The 17,865-nt window shown below is 71.6% G+C and carries 12 protein-coding genes; 3 read left to right on the top strand and 9 right to left on the bottom strand.

Going from position 1 to position 17,865, the window contains the following annotated elements; genetic code table 11:
* Positions 1-18: 18 nt before the first annotated feature.
* Both OOJ98_RS22830 and OOJ98_RS22825 read right to left on the bottom strand, forming a co-directional pair.
* Complete coding sequence (locus OOJ98_RS22830; RefSeq protein WP_267056794.1) at positions 19-624, bottom strand: YdbC family protein; 606 nt, start codon at positions 622-624, stop codon at positions 19-21.
* A 91-nt stretch (positions 625-715) separates the two neighbouring features.
* Complete coding sequence (locus OOJ98_RS22825) at positions 716-1,624, bottom strand: arylamine N-acetyltransferase (protein ID WP_267056793.1); 909 nt, start codon at positions 1,622-1,624, stop codon at positions 716-718.
* A gap of 98 nt (positions 1,625-1,722) precedes the next feature.
* Here OOJ98_RS22825 and OOJ98_RS22820 point away from each other — a divergent pair, with 98 nt between their 5' ends.
* The gene (locus tag OOJ98_RS22820; RefSeq protein ID WP_267056792.1) at positions 1,723-2,253 is read left to right on the top strand and encodes a TerD family protein; all 531 of its coding nucleotides are present in this window, start codon (positions 1,723-1,725) and stop codon (positions 2,251-2,253) included.
* 158 nt (positions 2,254-2,411) lie between these two features.
* On the opposite strand, the gene OOJ98_RS22815 is transcribed toward OOJ98_RS22820, so the two are convergent.
* Positions 2,412-5,306 (bottom strand): vitamin B12-dependent ribonucleotide reductase, encoded by a 2,895-nt coding sequence (locus OOJ98_RS22815; protein ID WP_267056791.1) that lies wholly within the window; start codon positions 5,304-5,306, stop codon positions 2,412-2,414.
* A gap of 154 nt (positions 5,307-5,460) precedes the next feature.
* A complete protein-coding gene (gene nrdR, locus OOJ98_RS22810) occupies positions 5,461-5,982 on the bottom strand; it encodes a transcriptional regulator NrdR (protein ID WP_267056790.1) in 522 nt (173 codons plus the stop codon).
* A 572-nt stretch (positions 5,983-6,554) separates the two neighbouring features.
* Between nrdR and lexA the strand changes: the two genes are divergently transcribed.
* Complete coding sequence (lexA, locus tag OOJ98_RS22805) at positions 6,555-7,346, top strand: transcriptional repressor LexA (protein ID WP_267056789.1); 792 nt, start codon at positions 6,555-6,557, stop codon at positions 7,344-7,346.
* A gap of 138 nt (positions 7,347-7,484) precedes the next feature.
* Here lexA and OOJ98_RS22800 read toward each other — a convergent pair whose 3' ends face one another.
* The 5 genes from OOJ98_RS22800 to OOJ98_RS22780 all read right to left on the bottom strand — a co-directional run bounded on the left by OOJ98_RS22800 (position 7,485) and on the right by OOJ98_RS22780 (position 16,201).
* On the bottom strand, positions 7,485-9,455 hold the full coding sequence (locus tag OOJ98_RS22800; protein ID WP_267056788.1) for an ATP-dependent DNA helicase: 1,971 nt from the start codon (positions 9,453-9,455) through the stop codon (positions 7,485-7,487).
* A 37-nt stretch (positions 9,456-9,492) separates the two neighbouring features.
* Positions 9,493-11,583 carry an IucA/IucC family siderophore biosynthesis protein gene (locus OOJ98_RS22795; protein ID WP_267056787.1) on the bottom strand — a complete coding sequence of 697 codons (2,091 nt, stop codon included), beginning with the start codon at positions 11,581-11,583 and terminating at the stop codon, positions 9,493-9,495.
* 60 nt (positions 11,584-11,643) lie between these two features.
* Positions 11,644-12,381, bottom strand: a complete 738-nt coding sequence (locus OOJ98_RS22790; RefSeq protein WP_267057062.1) for a GNAT family N-acetyltransferase — start codon at positions 12,379-12,381, stop codon at positions 11,644-11,646.
* Positions 12,382-12,867: 486 nt separating this feature from the next.
* Positions 12,868-14,739 carry an IucA/IucC family siderophore biosynthesis protein gene (locus tag OOJ98_RS22785; RefSeq protein WP_267056786.1) on the bottom strand — a complete coding sequence of 624 codons (1,872 nt, stop codon included), beginning with the start codon at positions 14,737-14,739 and terminating at the stop codon, positions 12,868-12,870.
* Between the two features lie 37 nt (positions 14,740-14,776).
* Positions 14,777-16,201: a diaminobutyrate--2-oxoglutarate transaminase family protein gene (locus OOJ98_RS22780; protein ID WP_267056785.1), complete on the bottom strand. Its 1,425-nt coding sequence runs from the start codon at positions 16,199-16,201 to the stop codon at positions 14,777-14,779.
* 336 nt (positions 16,202-16,537) lie between these two features.
* Here OOJ98_RS22780 and OOJ98_RS22775 point away from each other — a divergent pair, with 336 nt between their 5' ends.
* A complete protein-coding gene (locus OOJ98_RS22775; RefSeq protein ID WP_267056784.1) occupies positions 16,538-17,761 on the top strand; it encodes a serine protease in 1,224 nt (407 codons plus the stop codon).
* Positions 17,762-17,865: the final 104 nt, after the last annotated feature.

Genomic DNA, 17,865 nt, shown 5'->3' with positions numbered 1-17,865 from the left:
CACGATCGGCCGGCCGGGTCAGACCGTCCAGGCCTGGTCGAGCCGTACGACGTCCCCGCTCAGGGCCGCGACATCGGTCTCGGTCCCGGCCCGCAGCGAGAGCCGCTCCAGCCCGTCGGCCCGGTACTTTCCTCGCTCGGCGGCCGAATGCCACATCGAGAGCACCAGGAACTCATGGCCGGGCGCCTCTGCGAACACGCCGCGCACCATGCCGGGCGATCCCGCCATGGCGGGGTTCCACACGCGCTGCTGCATCAGCGCGAAATGGTCGACCCGCTCCGCATGGACCGCGCAGTGCGCGACCCGCACCACGTCGGCGTCGGTGAAGCCCGGTTCGAAGCCGGTCTTCACATCGAAGCGGTGCACGAAGAGCTTCGTCTCGACGTCCTTGTACGTGCCCGCCTGGGAGGCGGCGAGCCGGTCGTGCGCCCGCGCCATGAAGGAGTCGTAGAACGCACGGCTCTCCCAGAAGCCGAAGACATGGGCCACCTCCGGCCGTCTGCGGCTCCAGCCGCCGCCCTGTCCACGGAAACCGGGCTCGCCCAGTAACCCCGCCCACTTCCGCTGCCCCCGCTCGAAACCGCGGCGGTCCACCACGGTGCAGCGAGTCCACTTCACCAGCACCGCGCCATCGTACGGCGCGCCACCATGCCCCGGTCATGCTCCGGCGGAGTACGTTCCCAGCAATATGCCGCACGGCCCGAAGGCCAGTGCACTACCGAACACGAGCCCGGGGCACCGCACCCCTCACCCCTCCCGCCAGGGCGCCCAGTTGTACGAGATCCTCCTGCTCCATCACGATATCGAAGGCCTCTGACAACAGCCGTCCGAGCTCGTCGGCGGACACGCTGCGCCAGTCCATCGTGCCGTCCGTACGAGAGGTGGTGAACTCGTCCCTGACCAGCGCTCGGCGCACGCCGGGCGCGGCTCGCTGCACCACCACCTGCCCCACGAAACGGGATTGGGGGTGCGAGGAGCTGTAGTGGTTCATCACGGTGAAGTCGGCGGGGTAGAGGGGCCCCGGCGTGAAGGCATAGAGGTCGGTCCATCCCCCGGGCCGCCGCGTGCGCAGCACATGGGCCCCGTCGCCATCGGATGCGATGCCGTAGGTCCATCCGCCCTGTTCGACGACGGCGCCGTCCCGCAGTGGCACCGGCTCCAGCGGCCCCTGGTGCCCGAATCCCGTGTCGCACAGCCAGGGTTGACCGTCCACGGTCGCGATGAGCAGCGCGTGGGTCACCGGCGTGATCGACGCAGCGTCCCGCCTCCTCACGCGCGCCCCACGGGCGGCGAAGGTGAAGCCCAGCCGTTCCAGAACGGCCGCGAACAGCGAGTTCTGCTCGTAGCAGTAGCCTCCGCGGGCCTGTCCGACGAGCTTCCCCATCAGGCTCTTGACATCCAGCGGCACGGGCCGGCCAAGGGCCGCGTTCAGGTTCTCGAACGGGATCGTCGTCACGTGCGCCCGGTGCAGCTCCCTCAGGGTGTCGAGCGTGGGTGACGCGTCACCGTCGTAGCCGATCCGCCGGAAGTACGCGTCCAGGTCGACGTCTTGGCCGTTCCACATCCTGCTTTCCCCCCGCTGAGAACCCGGAGCCCCTCCGGCCCCGCCGTGCTCAATGATCACCGATCGCCACCGCGAGGCCAACTGGCGCCGCCCGCAGGCGACATGGAGCGTGGCAGCATGGGTCCAGGCGGGGTGGCAGGTTCGGGGAGGGGTCTGGAATGAGCGGCATCAGCAAGGGTCTCGGCACGGTCGAGGTGGCACTGCGCTGGGATCCGAGCCCCATCGGCTCGCCCGCGCACGACCTGGACGTGGTCGCGGGCGTCTACTCGGCGAGCGCTCCGTACGGACCGCCCGACTACCGGGTGTACTTCGACAGCCGCTCCCCCGACGGAACCATCCACCTGGATCGCGACAGCCGCACCGGCCAGGGGCTCGGGTACGACGAGGTCATGACCCTGGAGTTCGCCCGCATGGCGGCGGAGCACACGCGCGTGGTGGTCGGCGTCGTCATCCAGCAGGGGGCGGGGCCCCGGGTCTTCGGCGAGGTGTCCAACCCCGGCGTGCGCATCCGCGAGGGCTATACGGAACTGTCCCACCACGCCCTGTCCACGGTCGCGGACGCCACGGCGGCCACCGTCGCGGAGTTCGTCCGGGGCGAGTCGGGCGCCTGGGAGTTCCATGAGGACATCCGGGGATTCACCCTTGACCCGGATTCCTTCATCGCCGCTATGGGCGCGGCACCCGCCTGACAGCGGGAACCGGACAGAGGTGGGGGCCTGAAAGCGAGGGCCTGAAAGCGAGAAGGGGACCGGCCGAGGCCGGTCCCCTTCTCCTGGCTCAGTGCGCTCCGTTCAGCCGCACGCGCGGACCGTGCGGGACGGTGCTGTTCCGCACGGCCCGCCCGGTGTCAGCTGCAGCCGCTGGTCGAGCCGCAGCCCTCGCAGATGTAGCAGGACCCGGCGCGCTGCATCTTCGTACCGCAGGAGAAGCAGAGCGGTGCGTCGGCGCTGACGCCGAGCTGCATCTCGACGAGCTCGGCCGAATTGTGCGCGACCTTGGGGGCCTCGACGACGGCCGGCTTCGGCGCGGCGACGGCCTTCAGGGGCTCGCTCTGGCGCGGCGCCGACTGGGCCAGGCTCTCCACGTCCAGCTCGTCGTCCTCCATGGTCGGCTCGTACGAACCGGTGTCCAGGTGACGCTGACGCTCCTCGGCGGAGTGGATGCCGAGCGCGGAGCGCGTCTCGAACGGCAGGAAGTCGAGCGCCAGGCGGCGGAAGATGTAGTCGACGATCGACTGCGCCATCCGCACGTCCGGGTCGTCCGTCATGCCGGCCGGCTCGAAGCGCATGTTGGTGAACTTCGAGACGTAGGTCTCCAGCGGCACGCCGTACTGGAGGCCGACCGAGACGGCGATGGAGAAGGCGTCCATCATGCCCGCGAGGGTCGAGCCCTGCTTGGACATCTTCAGGAAGACCTCGCCCAGACCGTCGTCCGGGTAGGAGTTGGCGGTCATGTAACCCTCGGCGCCACCGACCGTGAACGAGGTGGTGATCCCCGGGCGGCCCTTGGGCAGGCGCTTGCGGACCGGGCGGTACTCGACGACCTTCTCGACCGCGGTACGGATGGTCTCCTCGGCCTTGGCGGTGACCGCCTCCTTCTCCTTCTCCTTGGTCTTGGCGGAGAGGGGCTGGCCGACCTTGCAGTTGTCGCGGTAGATGGCGAGCGCCTTGACGCCCATCTTCCACGCCTCGAAGTAGACCTCTTCGACGTCCTCGACCGTGGCGGTCTCGGGCAGGTTGACCGTCTTGGACAGAGCGCCCGAGATCCACGGCTGGATGGCCGCCATCATGCGGACGTGGCCCATCGCGGAGATGGAGCGCTCACCCATGGCGCAGTCGAAGACCTCGTAGTGCTCGGTCTTCAGGCCCGGGGCGTCGATGACGTTCCCGTTCTCGGCGATGTGGGCGACGATCGCCTCGATCGCCTCCTCCTGGTAGCCGAGACGGCGCAGCGCCTGCGGCACGGTGCCGTTGACGATCTGCATCGAGCCGCCGCCGACCAGCTTCTTGAACTTGACCAGGGCGAGGTCGGGCTCGAGGCCGGTGGTGTCGCACGACATGGCGAGACCGATGGTGCCGGTGGGCGCGATGACCGAGGCCTGCGCGTTGCGGAAGCCGTTCTTCGCGCCGAGCCGGATCACGTCCTGCCAGGCCTCCGTTGCGGCGGCCCAGATCGGGTTGTCCAGGTCGTCCACGTGGACGGCCGTGGCGTTGGCGTCGGCGTGCTGCTTCATGACGCGCTGGTGCGGCTCGGCGTTGCGGGCGTAACCGTCGTACGCGCCGACGACCGCGGCGAGCTCGGCGGAGCGCTTGTAGGAGGTGCCGGTCATCAGCGAGGTGATGGCCCCGGCGAGCGCGCGGCCGCCGTCGGAGTCGTACGCGTGGCCCGTCGCCATCAGGAGGGCGCCGAGGTTGGCGTAGCCGATGCCGAGCTGGCGGTAGGCGCGGGTGTTCTCGCCGATCTTCTGCGTCGGGAAGTCCGCGAAGCAGATGGAGATGTCCATCGCGGTGATGACCAGCTCGACGACCTTGGCGAAGCGCTCGACCTCGAAGGACTGGTGGCCCAGGCCGTCGTCCTTGAGGAACTTCATCAGGTTCAGGGACGCGAGGTTGCAGGACGTGTTGTCCAGGTGCATGTACTCGCTGCACGGGTTCGAGCCGTTGATGCGGCCGGACTCGGGGCAGGTGTGCCAGTGGTTGATGGTGTCGTCGTACTGGATGCCCGGGTCGGCGCAGGCCCAGGCCGCCTCGGCCATCTTGCGGAAGAGGGACTTGGCGTCGACCTCTTCGATGACGTCACCGGTCATGCGGGCGCGCAGGCCGAACTTGCCGCCGGTCTCGACGGCCTTCATGAACTCGTCGTTCACGCGGACCGAGTTGTTGGCGTTCTGGTACTGGACGGACGTAATGTCGTCGCCGCCCAGGTCCATGTCGAAGCCCGCGTCGCGCAGCGCGCGGATCTTCTCCTCCTCCTTCACCTTGGTCTCGATGAAGTTCTCGATGTCGGGGTGGTCGACGTCGAGGATGACCATCTTGGCGGCGCGGCGGGTGGCGCCGCCCGACTTGATGGTTCCGGCCGAGGCGTCGGCGCCGCGCATGAAGGAGACGGGGCCCGAGGCGTTGCCGCCGGAGGAGAGCAGCTCCTTGGAGGAGCGGATGCGGGAGAGGTTCAGGCCGGCGCCGGAGCCGCCCTTGAAGATCATGCCCTCTTCCTTGTACCAGTCGAGGATCGACTCCATGGAGTCGTCGACGGCCAGGATGAAGCAGGCCGAGACCTGCTGCGGCTGGGGCGTGCCGACGTTGAACCACACCGGCGAGTTGAAGCTGAAGACCTGGTGCAGGAGCGCGTACGCCAGCTCGTGCTCGAAGATCTCGGCGTCGGCGGGCGAGGCGAAGTAGTCGTAGTCCTCGCCGGCCTTGCGGTAGGTCTTGACGATCCGGTCGATGAGCTGCTTCAGACCGGTCTCGCGCTGCGGGGTGCCGACGGCCCCGCGGAAGTACTTGCTGGTGACGATGTTGACCGCGTTCACCGACCAGAAGTCGGGGAACTCGACGCCACGCTGCTCGAAGTTGACCGAGCCGTCGCGCCAGTTGGTCATGACGACGTCACGGCGCTCCCAGGACACCTCGTCGTACGGATGCACGCCGGGGGTGGTGTGGATGCGCTCGATGCGCAGCCCCTTGGTGGCCTTGGATCCCTTGGCTCGGGAGCCTCGTGCCGGGCCGCTCGCCGTCTCTGTCATTGCCGCCTCCCATACGCGGGCAAAAACGCCCAAAAGTGCCTGAATGTTCCCAGAGCACGGTGTTTGTCTGGTGCCACGGGCGCAGCAGAAGCGCACCCCTGGCAGGTCCTGGATGCCGCCGATCGGCGACCGCGGGCCCGCTGGGGCCCCTCGGTCAGTCGGCAGCGGTGGCGGGCACGGGGACCTCGGGGGTCACGCCGGCCACGCACTCGTCTGATGGATCCCTGGGAGGCCGCTGCTCGCGGAGTTCCACGATGGCGGCCTCGAAGTCTTCGAGGCTGTCGAAAGCCCGGTATACGGACGCGAAGCGCAGGTACGCGACGAGGTCGAGCTCCTGCAGGGGGCCGAGTATGGCAAGGCCCACGTCGTGGGTGGTCAGCTCGGCGCTGCCGGTGGCGCGCACCGCCTCTTCGACCCGCTGGCCGAGCTTGGCGAGGGCGTCCTCGGTGACGGGCCGCCCCTGGCATGCCTTGCGGACGCCGGAGATGACCTTGGTGCGGCTGAAGGGCTCGGTCACGCCCGACCGCTTGATGACCATCAGCGAGGCCGTCTCCACCGTCGTGAAGCGACGGGAGCAGTCGGGGCACTGACGGCGCCGGCGGATCGACGTGCCGTCGTCGGTCGTACGACTGTCGACGACACGGCTGTCGGGGTGCCTGCAGAAGGGGCAGTGCATGGTTCCCAAGCCTCCTTCACAGCACGACTGAATAGCCTCGGCGGGCCCGGAACCGGCCCCGTGAAGCGACCACAAGCATAGGCGATGGCCAGGGTCTTGAAGGACCACGGACCACAACTTCTGGGCGGCTGCACCAATCCAACCACTAGATCTAGTAGATCTACGGTTTCGCCACTTATCCAGCGCTCCCGCGTGTCGCGGAAACCCGGCGCCCCGGCCGACGATTTCCGGCCGCCCACGAGGGTACGGGAAGCGCGTCGCAGCGCTGGATCGCGGGGTGCCGGATGACAGACTGTGCGCCGGTGCACCACCGCCGCGCGCGACGCGCGGCAGAGGCCCCGAAAGGTCCCCGAAGGGGGGTCGCCCGGCGCTCGCCCCGGCGGTGAAGGCTACCGTAATGAACCGAATTGCCGTTCGACGGGCCTCCGGTCGGGGCTCGCACATACACCCACACCCAGGGCCCATGTAGCACCTTCTGCGATTTTTCACTCGAACGTGTGTTTGGCGCAACCTTTCGAAAGCCACTACCGTTGTCCAGCCTAGGGAGACCACATTCGAGAGGGGCCGCCGACGTGACCACGACCGCAGACAGTGCCACCATCACTGCCCAGGACCGCTCCCAGACCCGACTTGAGCCGGTGCATGCCATGAATGACGCAGTCACGAACCAGGGAGGGGACGCCGCGCGTCCGGCCCGCTCCCTGCCCGGCCGACCTCCAGGCATCAGGGCGGACAGCTCCGGCCTCACGGACCGGCAGCGGCGAGTCATCGAAGTGATCCGGGACTCCGTGCAGCGGCGTGGCTACCCGCCGTCGATGCGGGAGATCGGCCAGGCCGTCGGCCTCTCCAGCACCTCGTCCGTCGCCCATCAGTTGATGGCCCTGGAGCGCAAGGGCTTCCTGCGCCGCGACCCGCACAGGCCGCGCGCCTACGAGGTCCGCGGTTCCGACCAGCCGAGCAGCCAGCCCACCGACACCGCCGGCAAGCCGGCCGCCTCCTATGTGCCGCTGGTCGGCCGGATCGCCGCCGGTGGCCCGATCCTCGCCGAGGAGTCGGTGGAGGACGTGTTCCCCCTCCCCCGCCAGCTGGTCGGCGACGGCGAGCTGTTCGTCCTGAAGGTCGTCGGCGACTCGATGATCGAAGCCGCCATCTGCGACGGCGACTGGGTCACCGTCCGCCGCCAGCCCGTCGCCGAGAACGGCGACATCGTCGCCGCGATGCTCGACGGCGAGGCCACGGTGAAGCGCTTCAAGCGCGAGGACAACCACATCTGGCTGCTCCCGCACAACGCCGCCTACCAGCCGATTCCCGGCGACGACGCGACCATCCTGGGCAAGGTAGTGGCGGTGCTCCGGCGGGTCTGACCCCTCCGCCGGTTCTGAACCGGGCCCCGGGACCTCCTGCGCCGGTCCCGGGGCCCTGCTTTGTCCCCGGGTGCCGCGACAGGGCCCTCTCAGACTCAAAACCAAGACCCGCTTCGGGCCCCGCACCTCGCCCGGGGCCTACTTGCCGTCCGCCGTGGCCGCCGCGTCGATGGCGGCGAGCGAGCGACGCGCCTGGTTGCGGTCGGTGGTGTACCAGAAGTCGGGCAGCGAGGCCCGCAGATAGCTGCCGTACCGGGCGTTGGCGAGGCGCGGGTCGAGCACCGCGACCACACCCCGGTCGCCCGTCGCCCGTACGAGGCGGCCCGCGCCCTGCGCCATCAGGAGCGCCGCATGCGTGGCCGCGACGGCCATGAAGCCGTTGCCGCCGCCCTCCTCCACCGCCTTCTGGCGGGCGCTCATCAGCGGGTCGTCGGGGCGCGGGAACGGGATGCGGTCCATGACCACCAGCTGACAGCTCGGCCCCGGCACATCGACGCCCTGCCACAGCGACAGGGTGCCGAACAGACACGTCTTGGGGTCGGCCGCGAACGTCTTGATCAGCTCGCCCAGCGTCTCCTCGCCCTGGAGCAGGATCGGGTTGTCGAGCCGGCCGCGCAGCTCCTCGGCCGCCGCCTGGGCGGCCCGCATCGAGGAGAACAGGCCGAGGGTGCGGCCCCCGGCCGCCTCCACCAGCTCTGCCAGCTCGTCCATCATGTCGCCGCGCGAACCCTCCCGGCCGGGCGTCGCCAGGTGCTTCGCGACGTACAGGATGCCCTGCTTGGGGTAGTCGAACGGGGAGCCGACGTCGAGGCCCTTCCACTGCGGCACGTCCTCTCCGCCGGTGCCCTCGGCGGAGAGACCGAGCGAGGCGCCCACCCCGTTGAAGTCGCCGCCCAGCTTCAGGGTGGCGGAGGTCAGCACGACCGAGCGGTCCGCGAACAGCTTCTCCCTGAGCAGCCCCGACACCGAGAGCGGAGCGACCCGCACCGAGGCGCCGAAGCGGTCGTGCCGCTCGTACCAGACGACGTCCCACTCGGAGCCGTTGGTGATGCGCTCCGCCACGCCGTGCACCGTCTCCAGCATGGCGAGGGCCTGCTTGCGCACCGCGTCCTCGTCCTGGACGGACTTGTCGCGGGTCGAACCGAGCGCCGAGATCACCTCACGGGCCGCGTCGCGCAGCGCCATCAGGGCGTAGCCGAGATCCTCGGGGACCTCTTCGAGGCGGCCCGGCAGCGCCAGCTCCATGACCCGCTCGAACCCCTCGGACGCGGTCTGGAGCTGGTCGGCGACCTTCTCGTTGACGAGCTTCGCGCTGCGCCGCACCGCCCGGTTGACCTGGCCCGGAGTGAGCTCGCCGGTGGCGACACCGGTCACCCGGGAGACCAGCTCGTGGGCCTCGTCGACGATCAGCACCTCGTGCTGCGGGAGCACCGGCGCGCCCTCGATGGCGTCGATGGCGAGCAGCGCGTGATTGGTGACGACCACATCGGAGAGCTTGGCGCGCTCACGCGCCATCTCCGCGAAGCACTCCGCGCCGTACGCGCACTTCGTGGCGCCCAGGCACTCCCGCGAGGACACCGAGACCTGGCCCCAGGCCTTGTCCGAGACGCCCGGGGTCAGCGCGTCACGATCGCCGGTCTCCGTCTCGTCCGCCCAGTCCCGCATGCGCAGGAGGTCCTGGCCGAGCTTGCTGGTGGGCGCGGCCGACTCGAACTGGTCGAAGAGCCCCTCGTCCTCGTCCTGCGGCGCGCCCTCGTGGAGGCGGTGCAGACACAGATAGTTCGAGCGGCCCTTCAACATGGCGAACTGCGGACGGCGCCGCAGCAGCGGATGCAGCGCGTCCACGGTGCGCGGCAGATCGCGCTCCACCAGCTGGCGCTGGAGGGCCAGCGTGGCGGTCGCGATCACGACACGCTCCCCGTCCGCGAGCGCCGGCACCAGGTAGCCGAGGGACTTTCCGGTGCCCGTTCCGGCCTGGACCAGCAGGTGGGAGGCGTCGTCCACGGCCTCGGCGACGGCGGTGGCCATGGCGACCTGGCCAGGCCGCTCCACACCGCCGACGGCGGTGACGGCGGCGTGCAGGAGCTCGGGGAGTGAAGGCTTTGTCATAGCCGGACCAGCCTAAGGCTCGCCACTGACAATCGGATCACTCCGCCTGGGCCAGGGGGTTCGCCACCGTTCCGTACACGGTGGCGTGCGGCCGCTCGGAGCGGTCCCGGTAGCCGTCGGTGTGCAGCCGGTTCCGGTTCAGACAGAGCCGGTCGATCCGGGGCGTGAGCAGGTCGAACGTCTCGTAGCGCTCCTTGTCGTCGGGGAAGCGTGCCTGGTAGCGCAGGATCTCCTCGCGCACCAGCGCCCAGAAGTCCGCCTCGGCGACGCCCAGTTGGTCCTCGCACAGCGGCGCGAGGAACCGGAAGACACCCACGAAGAGCCCCGAATGAATGAACTGGGTGAGGAAGTCGGGCGCCTCGGCGAGCAGGATCCTCCGTACGTCGTCGGGCATCGAGTCGTGTTCCGGCAGGTGCTCGGCGCTGACGTTGATGTCGTCGACGAAGTCCTTGATCGCCAGGCGGACGGGGACGTCCTGGTCGTCGAAGACGACGATGGCGTTCTCTCCGTGCGGCGAGAAGACGGTTCCGTAGCGGTAGAGGAAGCGCAGCAGCGGCGGCAGTATGGCGCCGAACAGGCGGCGCAGCCACACCTGGGGCGCGAGTCCCGAGCGGGCGACGAGTTCGGCCGTGAAGGCGCGCCCCTGGGGATCCGTGTGGAGCAGCGCGGCGAGGGTGCGGGCGCGCTCTCCCGCCGCGAGCCTCGGCGGCAGCGGCTCGCGCCAGATCGCACCGAGCAACTCCTTGTACTGGTAAGGGACTTCGCCGGTGCGGTCGTAGATGGGGTGCTCGACGGCGACGGAGGCGACCTCGCCGAGCAGGATCACCCGGCAGTCGTCGCGCAGGAAGGCGTCCCGGTCGCACAGGCCCTGCACCCAGGCCGTGACCGCGGGCGCGGCGACGGTGCGCTCGGTCGGCAGGCCCCGCCACACCAGGGTGTTGAGGATGGACAGCGGGAGCTTCACGGTGTGGCGCTCGGGACGCGACAGGTTGAGGAAGGTGCGGATGGACTGCTGGGGAAGGCGCACGTCGCCGTCGGTGGGGAGCGGCACGATGGCGTGGTCGGCGACCGCGGGGGCGAAGAGCGGAAGGATCATCTCCGTCCACTGCCAGGGGTGGACCGGCAGGTAGAGGTAGCGGGCCGGGTCGAGTCCTCGGGCGCGCAGCGCGGCGGCGAACGAGGCGCGGACCGACGCGTCGAGCTCCCGGTCGTAGAGGCGGTCCGGCGTGGCCAGCGCCTCGGTGCCGCGGTAGCCGGCCAGGTCCGTGCGGACCGCGATCCACGGCAGCCTGGCCGGAGTGCGGGCCTCCGGACTCCACCGTGCGGCGTCGTCGGCGGAGAAGCCGAGCCGTCCCTTGTTGAGTACGAGCCAGGGGTGCCCGCTCTGGTGGCCCTCCAGTTCCGCGTAGCCGAGGTCGGCGAGCTGGGCCGCGGGCAGCGCGGTGGTGTGCAGGCGGGTGTCGGCGGCGAGGGTGGCGGAGAGTTCCCGTACGAGGTGGCCGAAGGTGGCCCCGTCGACGCCGAGCGTCCGGCGGGCCAGCGCGAGGAAGCGCAGGGGGTCCGCGAGGGCCTGGCCCCCGGGGACGGCGGACGGGCGGCCTGCGGGGCCCTGGCCATCGGGCCGCACGGTGGGCGCGGGGCCGGGGCCGGCGGGCGGCTCGGCGCGTGCCGGGCGGGGGCCGGTGGGCGGCTCGGCGCTGTCGGCGGGGGCCTCGGGGGGCTGCCCGGCCGACCGCCCCGCGGGCTGCTCGGCGGGGCTCTCGGCGCTTCCCGCCGCGCTCTGCGGCGTGTCCGCCGCCGGCCGCTCGATCCGTCGCACGGAGTCGGGGTCGACCTGCCAGCCGCCGTACGCGCCGCGTCGCGCGGCGAAGGTCAGCGTGCTGCCGTCGTCCAGCGTGAACCCGTACTGACCTGCGGCTTTCTCGTCCGGACCGGCATTGTCAGTGGCGGGCCCTACGGTTGGTCGCACGATTTCCTCGTACGCGAAGGCACCGATCATCTTGGCGAGGAGGAGGCGTCCCGCGCGGTCCCAGGCCTCGGGGTTCAGCTCGGGCGGGGCCAGCAGTCCGGGCGGGGGTTCGGGGTCGAGGAGGCCGCGGGAGTCATGGGGGGAAGGAGGGTTCGGCACGGAGACTCCTCGGGGTGGGACCGATTCGGGGCTGGGTGTGTATGCGGAGCGGCGGGGCGTTCACAGCAGGTTCCTGAGCGCGCGGTCGCGGACCATGAGGGCGGCGCGCTTGTCGGGAAGGTCGACCTCCGCGTGGAAACGGAAGCCGGCGCTGAGGAACGCGGCGATGGAGGGGGTGTTGCGCAGATCGGGTTCGGCGATCACACGGGTGCAGTGCGGACGGTTGTCGAGGACGAGGTCGGCGACGGCCCTGAGCAGGGTGGTCCCGACGCGGCGGCCCCGGTCGGCGACGCCGCCGACGAGCAGATGGATGCCGGTGTCGTGGGGACGGGCCGGATAGTGGCGGGCCAGGGGGTCGAGATCGGCTCGGTAGAGCTCCCAGTAGCTCATGGGGGTTCCACCGAGGACGCCCAGGCAGGGCACGCTCCGGCCGTCGCCGTCGAGTTGGTCGCACAGGTGGGCGGCGGTGACGGAATCGGGTCCCGCCAGCTCCCAGAAGGCGGCCACGGCGGGGTCGTTCATCCACTGGGTCAGGAGGGGGAGGTCGCGTTCGAGGCGTACGGGGACGAGGTGGAACGGCCCGAGCGGGGTCGTGGCCGGCGCCCAGTCGCCCGGGGTGTCGAGCAGGTCCTCGGCGGCGGGGCGGGCGAGCCGGGTGGCGCCGCCCGGCCCCGGCGGCGTCGGCCCCGGTAGGGGCGCCCGTCCCGGCAGCCGGCCGGTGGCGGTGGACCGCGGGGCGCCGTCACCCGAGCCGGTCGGTGCGCCCGGAGCCGGGGCCGGCGCGGGGGGCGCCGTCACCTGCCCGGTGAGGGCGGCGGATCCGGGACGGGCGGGGCCGCCGTCCGGCCCGGTCGCGGGCACACCTGCCGGGGTGGGCCCGCCGAGTGCGCCGCTCGGCGTGAGGCCGCCGGACCCGGGCCCCGGGGCCTCGACGGACCGGTCCGGGCTCCGGGTGCCGGGCCCCGCCGAAGCGGGACCGCCCGAACCGGCCGAACCACGCGGCCCGCCCGGCCCACCGGGACCGCCCGAACCGCCGGGACCACCGCCCGAACCGGCCGGCTCGCCCGCACCGCCGGGGCCGCCGGCGCTGCCTGGGCGCTCAGGCCCGGCAGACCCGCCGGGTCCGGGGAGGCTCTGGTCGAAGAGGGTGACCAGTTCATCGGGCAGGTGCAGGTCCAGGGTGTCCTCGGCCGCCGTCTCCGGCCGGGGGGCCGGGCCGGTGCCGGCGTCGGTGCTCGCATCGGTGGGAGGCACGGCGACGCTCCTCTCAGCAGTTCGTACGGATCACGTGCCGTTGGTGTGAAGGGGGTTGGTGATGGTGACGTAGACGGACTGGGTGTCGACCGGGCCGACGAGTTCGTCGAGGCCGTGCAGCCGGGTGAGGAGGTTGGCCTTGCAACGCAGGGTCGGGCTGTTGAGCAGGTGCTCGGGCAGGGGCGAGCCGAGACCGGTGGCCTTGGCGAGGAACTGGCGCAGCGCGGCCAGCAGGACGCGTTCGTCGGCGAGGTGCTGGGCTCCGAACGCGCCGATGAGACCGAGGACGTTGTTGATGCCGAGGTAGTAGGCGAAGCGCTCGTCGGTGACGGCGTCCGGCACGAAGGTGTCGCTCACGGCGCCGATGCCCGGCAGCCGTCGCTCAAGGGCGTCGCGGTGCGACTCGCGGAAGTAGTAGCCCTGGTTGTCGCGGTAACGGCCGCCCACGGGCCAGCCGTTGGGGTCGAGCAGGACCAGCGTGTTCTGCTGATGGGCTTCGAGGGCGATGCCCGCCGTGCCGTCCAGCCAGAGCAGTGGGCGTACGACCTGGTCGAGGTAGCGCAGGAACCACTCGGCGCCGACGGCCGTGGTGGGCCGGCCGGTGCGGGCGGCGAGCCCGCCCACCACGTCGGCGAGGCGCGAGTGCATGCCCGTGCGGCCCGGCATGGGGCGCGGCGCGGTGAGCGCGGCGATGCAGACCGCGTCGTCGCTGTGGGTGAAGGGGTTGTGGCGGACCACGGCGTCGAGCCCCGGCAGGGGTGCGCCGTCAGGGGTGTCGACGGCGAGCCAGGCGGGGTCGCGGACGATGTCGAAGCAGGGGTGGGCGGTGCCCCATTCCTCGCCGAGCCCGGCCCGCAGCAGGCGGTGGACCTCCACGCCCCGGTGGAGTTCTTTGCGGAGGTTCTCTCGACGGGAGTTGGTGATGCGTACGCCGAGCGACAGTTTGAGCATGGCGTCGGCGCCGGGGCGGTGCACCGTGCGGACGGACGACGTGGGGTACCAGTGGTCGCCGTGGGCGCCCAGGTCGTGCAGGAGCCCGGCGTCGAGGAGGGCGGCGACGGCGGGGCGCTGGGCGACGTCGCGGGCCTGCCAGGGATGCAGGGGCAACGGGACGGTGCCGGGCGGGAGTTGGAGGCCGGGTCCGGCGAGCCGCCGCGTGAGGTCGGCGGCGCTCACGGTGCGGCCGCCCTCCGTCCACGCCGAGTCGCAGGCCAGCACCGAGGGATCGACGGCCATCCAGTGCAGCCGGAAGGAGCCGTACAACTCGGGCGAGTAGCACTGTACTTCCGTCTCGGAGAGGCCTTCGCGGCTCTTCGGGGTGGGGTGCAGCGGGTGGCCGAGGAGGAGGGACTGTTCGGCCGTGAGGAACAGGTCGGCTGTCTCCCGGGGACCGGGGCGGGTGCGCCGGTCGGCGATGAAGCACGCCGTGCGGCGTACGGAGTCGGCGACGCGGCCCACCAGGTCGGCGCCCTCGCTCTGGCCTGCCTCGCGGCCGAGCAGGGCGGCGACGGTGACGGCGTCGGCGGGCGGGGCGTCGGCGCGGGCGCCGTGCAGGGCGGGCCGGCCGAAGCGGTGCCAGCCGGTGGCCGACCAGTACGGCACGGGCACCAGCAGGGCGGTGCCGCTCGCGGGGAGCGGGATGCGCAGGACCATGCCGTCGGGCGCGGCGAGGTCGTTCTCCCGCACCCAGCAGCGCAACAGGTTCTCGACGGCGGCGGCTTCGGCCGCGGCACCGGCGTCGGGGGCGTCGAGCGGGTCGGATTCGTCGTGGGCGGTCAGTCGTTCGCCGTGGATCCCGGCCTTCTGGCGCGGCACCGTCGTCGGCTCGGCCACCAGCGGGCCGCGGTGGGCGGTGGCAGGGCCGTCGGGCTCGTGCGCATCGGGGGCGGGAGTGGGATTCACGGAGGTCTTCCTTGGGAGGTCGTGGGGTGGTCCTGGGTCAGTGGGACGGTCCGGTCCGGTCCCCGTGGTGCGCGCCGGCCCCCGCGTCGGCGCGTGCGTGGGAGGGGCGTGCGTGGGAGGGGCGCGCGACGGCGGTCACGGCGTCGGCGAGCCGGTCGAGGACGGCCACGGCCTGTTCGTCGGTGAGGGTGAGCGGAGGGAGCAGCCGTACGACGCTGGAGTGGCGGCCGCCGAGTTCGACGATGAGTCCGCGGCGCAGGCACTCCTGGCGCACGGCGGCGGCGAGGTCGGGCGCGGGCGGCGGCGGGTTGCCGGAGCTGAGGTCCTCGCGCTCGGGGTCGACGAGTTCGATGCCGATCATCAGGCCGCGGCCGCGCACGTCGCCGATGCAGGGGTGGTCGGCGGCGAGGCCTTGCAACTGGCCGAGCATGCGGGCTCCGAGGACGGCGGCGCGGTCGGCGAGCCGGTTCTCGCGGACGTACGCGAGGGTGGCGGCGCCGGCCGCCATGGCGAGCTGGTTGCCCCGGAAGGTACCGGCGTGCGCGCCCGGTTGCCAGACGTCGAGGCTGTCGCGGTACACGATGACGGCGAGGGGCAGCGAGCCGCCGATGGCCTTGGAGAGCACCATCACGTCGGGTACGACCTGGCTGTGTTCGACGGCCCAGAACGTTCCGGTGCGGCCGACGCCGGTCTGTACCTCGTCGGCGATCAGCGGGATGGAGCGGCTCGCGGTGATCTCGCGCATCCGGCGCAGCCACGCGTCGGGGGCCGGGATGACGCCGCCTTCGCCCTGCACCGGTTCGACGATCATGCCGGCGGGTGCGGGCACTCCGGCTTTGGGGTCGTCGAGGACGTTCTCGGTCCAGCGGGCGGCGAGTTCGGCGCCGCGTTCGCCTCCGACGCCGTAGGGGCAGCGGTAGTCGTGCGGGTAGGGCAGCCGGGTCACTCCGTCCTCGCGGGCGCCGCCGGAGACGGCGAGGGCGCCCGCGGTCATGCCGTGGTAGGCGCCGGTGAAGGCGAGCATGCCGGTGCGGCCGGTCGCGGTGCGGACCAGCTTCAGGGCGGCCTCCACGGCGTCGGTGCCGGCCGGTCCGCAGAACTGGATCCGTCCGTTGTCGGCGAGTTGGCGCGGCAGCGTCGCGAACAGCTCCGTGGTGAAGGCGTCCTTGACCGGTGTGGCGAGGTCGAGGATGTGCAGCGGCGCCCCCGAGTCGAGGACCTTGCGGATCGCTTCGAGCACGACGGGGTGGTTGTGCCCGAGGGCCAGCGTGCCCGCGCCGGACAGGCAGTCGAGGTAGCGCCGCCCGTCCGCGCCCTCGATGGTGAGGCCGCGGGCCCGCACCGGCACGATGGGCAGCGAGCGGGCATAGGTGCGGGCCGCGGACTCCCGCAGGGACTGCCTGCGCAGGATTGCCTCATGAGCGCCCGGCAGCGCCGTCGGGGCTGGTTCGGTCACGGCCACGACTGCTGGTCCTCCCGCTGTGACGGTTCCGTATCGCGTCCGTTGCGCGGTGCGTACGCCCGCGCTGAACGCTGTCCTGATGTCCCCCGTACGTACCAACGACGCCGCGACCGCTCGATCACGGCCTGAGGTGAAGTTCCTTGCCACCGAGGAAGGTTCGCCTTACCCGGGGGCCGGAACGGCTCCGGAGGGGCGCGACCGTGGGCCCTGCCGCGAAGCGCTCCGGCGGGCAACGGCATAGTGGGGGCCGCACTTCGGCGCCGGTTCGCGGCGCCGTAGTTGACGCGTACAGAAGACGAAGACGCTTTGATGACAAGGTTCCAGGGGGAATTCGAGATGCGACCGACACGCCCGTCCAGCGCCGAGCGCACCGGGAGGAGCGCGCGCCGCGGGGCCTCTCCCGTGCTGGCCGCGCTCGGCCTCACGGCCGCGCTCGCGCTGACCGCCACCGCGTGCGGACCCGGTGACTCCAGCGCCGACAGCAAGCCGACGGCGTCGGTGGCCACGGGGGGCACCGACAAGTTCCAGATCCCCGCCGATGTCCAGGAACAGCTCAAGAAGCACGGGATCGACCTGGACAAGTGGAAGAACGGCGAGTGGAGGAACTGGGACCGCGCCACCTGGCTGCGTGAGGCCAAGGACTACATCAACCCGGTCATCCAGGGCCTGTGGGACCCGGACCGGATGCGCAAGGCGGAGAAGCCCCCGGAGAAGGCCGTCCCGAACGACATCTCCGGCGACAAGGGCGTCACGGACCCGACGCCGGCTCCCGTCAGGGCGGCCCAGGTGAAGGCCCCGTACCACCAGAACCTGCCGGAGCTCGGCAAGCTGTTCTTCGACAGCCCCGAAGGCTCGATGGTGTGCTCGGCGACCGTCGTGAAGGACCCGGCGCACCCCGGCAAGTCCAACATGGTGTGGACCGCGGGGCACTGTGTGCACGCGGGCGCGAAGGGCGGCTGGTACCGCAACATCGCCTTCGTCCCCTCCTACAACAACACCGACCTGCCGACGGCCCAGCTGCAGAAGGCCACCAAGCAGCAGATCGCCCCGTACGGCGTCTACTGGGCCGACTGGGCCCAGACGTCGCAGCAGTGGATCGAGGGCGGCGGCCCGACCGGCGGTCAGGGCGCCCCGTACGACTTCGCGGTGCTGCACGTGACGCCGGAGAAGGGCTCGAACGGCAAGTCCCTGGAGGAGACCGTCGGCGGTGCGCTGCCGGTCGACTTCAACGCGCCGGCCGTGCCGAAGATCAGCTCCATGACGGCCAACGGCTACCCGGCCGCGCCTCCGTACGACGGCCAGAAGCTGTACCAGTGCAAGGCAAGGCCCGGCCGGCTGTCCCTGGAGGCGAGCATGCCGACCATGTACCGCCTCGGCTGCACCATGACCGGCGGCTCCTCCGGCGGCGGCTGGATCGCGACGGGCTCGGACGGCAAGCCGTCCCTCGTCTCCAACACCTCCATCGGCCCGGTCACGGCGGGCTGGCTGGCCGGCCCGCGCCTGGGCAAGGAGGCCAAGGGCGTCTTCGACTCGGTGAGCACCAAGTACGCCGGGCGCTGAGCGCCGTGCGGGGGTCCTGTGAATGCCGGGGCCCCCGCTCGTCCCCCTCCTGCCCAGCGGGCATAGTAGGGGGCCGCACGGTGGGCGACAGCGGATCTCCGCCC

Origin of the sequence: Streptomyces sp. NBC_00083 (assembly GCF_026343295.1) — a bacterium.
Classification (GTDB): Bacteria; Actinomycetota; Actinomycetes; order Streptomycetales; family Streptomycetaceae; genus Streptomyces.
The sequence above is the reverse complement of the archived record's forward strand: the minus strand, read 5'-3'. Positions and strand labels throughout refer to the sequence as shown.

What these genes read in the sequence shown, in the direction of transcription:
- OOJ98_RS22820 (WP_267056792.1), top strand. Translation starts at nt 1,723, where the DNA reads ATGAGCGGCATCAGCAAGGGTCTCGGCACGGTCGAGGTGGCACTGCGC.
- OOJ98_RS22815 (WP_267056791.1), bottom strand. Translation starts at nt 5,306, where the DNA reads ATGACAGAGACGGCGAGCGGCCCGGCACGAGGCTCCCGAGCCAAGGGA.
- nrdR (WP_267056790.1), bottom strand. Translation starts at nt 5,982, where the DNA reads ATGCACTGCCCCTTCTGCAGGCACCCCGACAGCCGTGTCGTCGACAGT.
- OOJ98_RS22800 (WP_267056788.1), bottom strand. Translation starts at nt 9,455, where the DNA reads ATGACAAAGCCTTCACTCCCCGAGCTCCTGCACGCCGCCGTCACCGCC.
- OOJ98_RS22775 (WP_267056784.1), top strand. Translation starts at nt 16,538, where the DNA reads ATGCGACCGACACGCCCGTCCAGCGCCGAGCGCACCGGGAGGAGCGCG.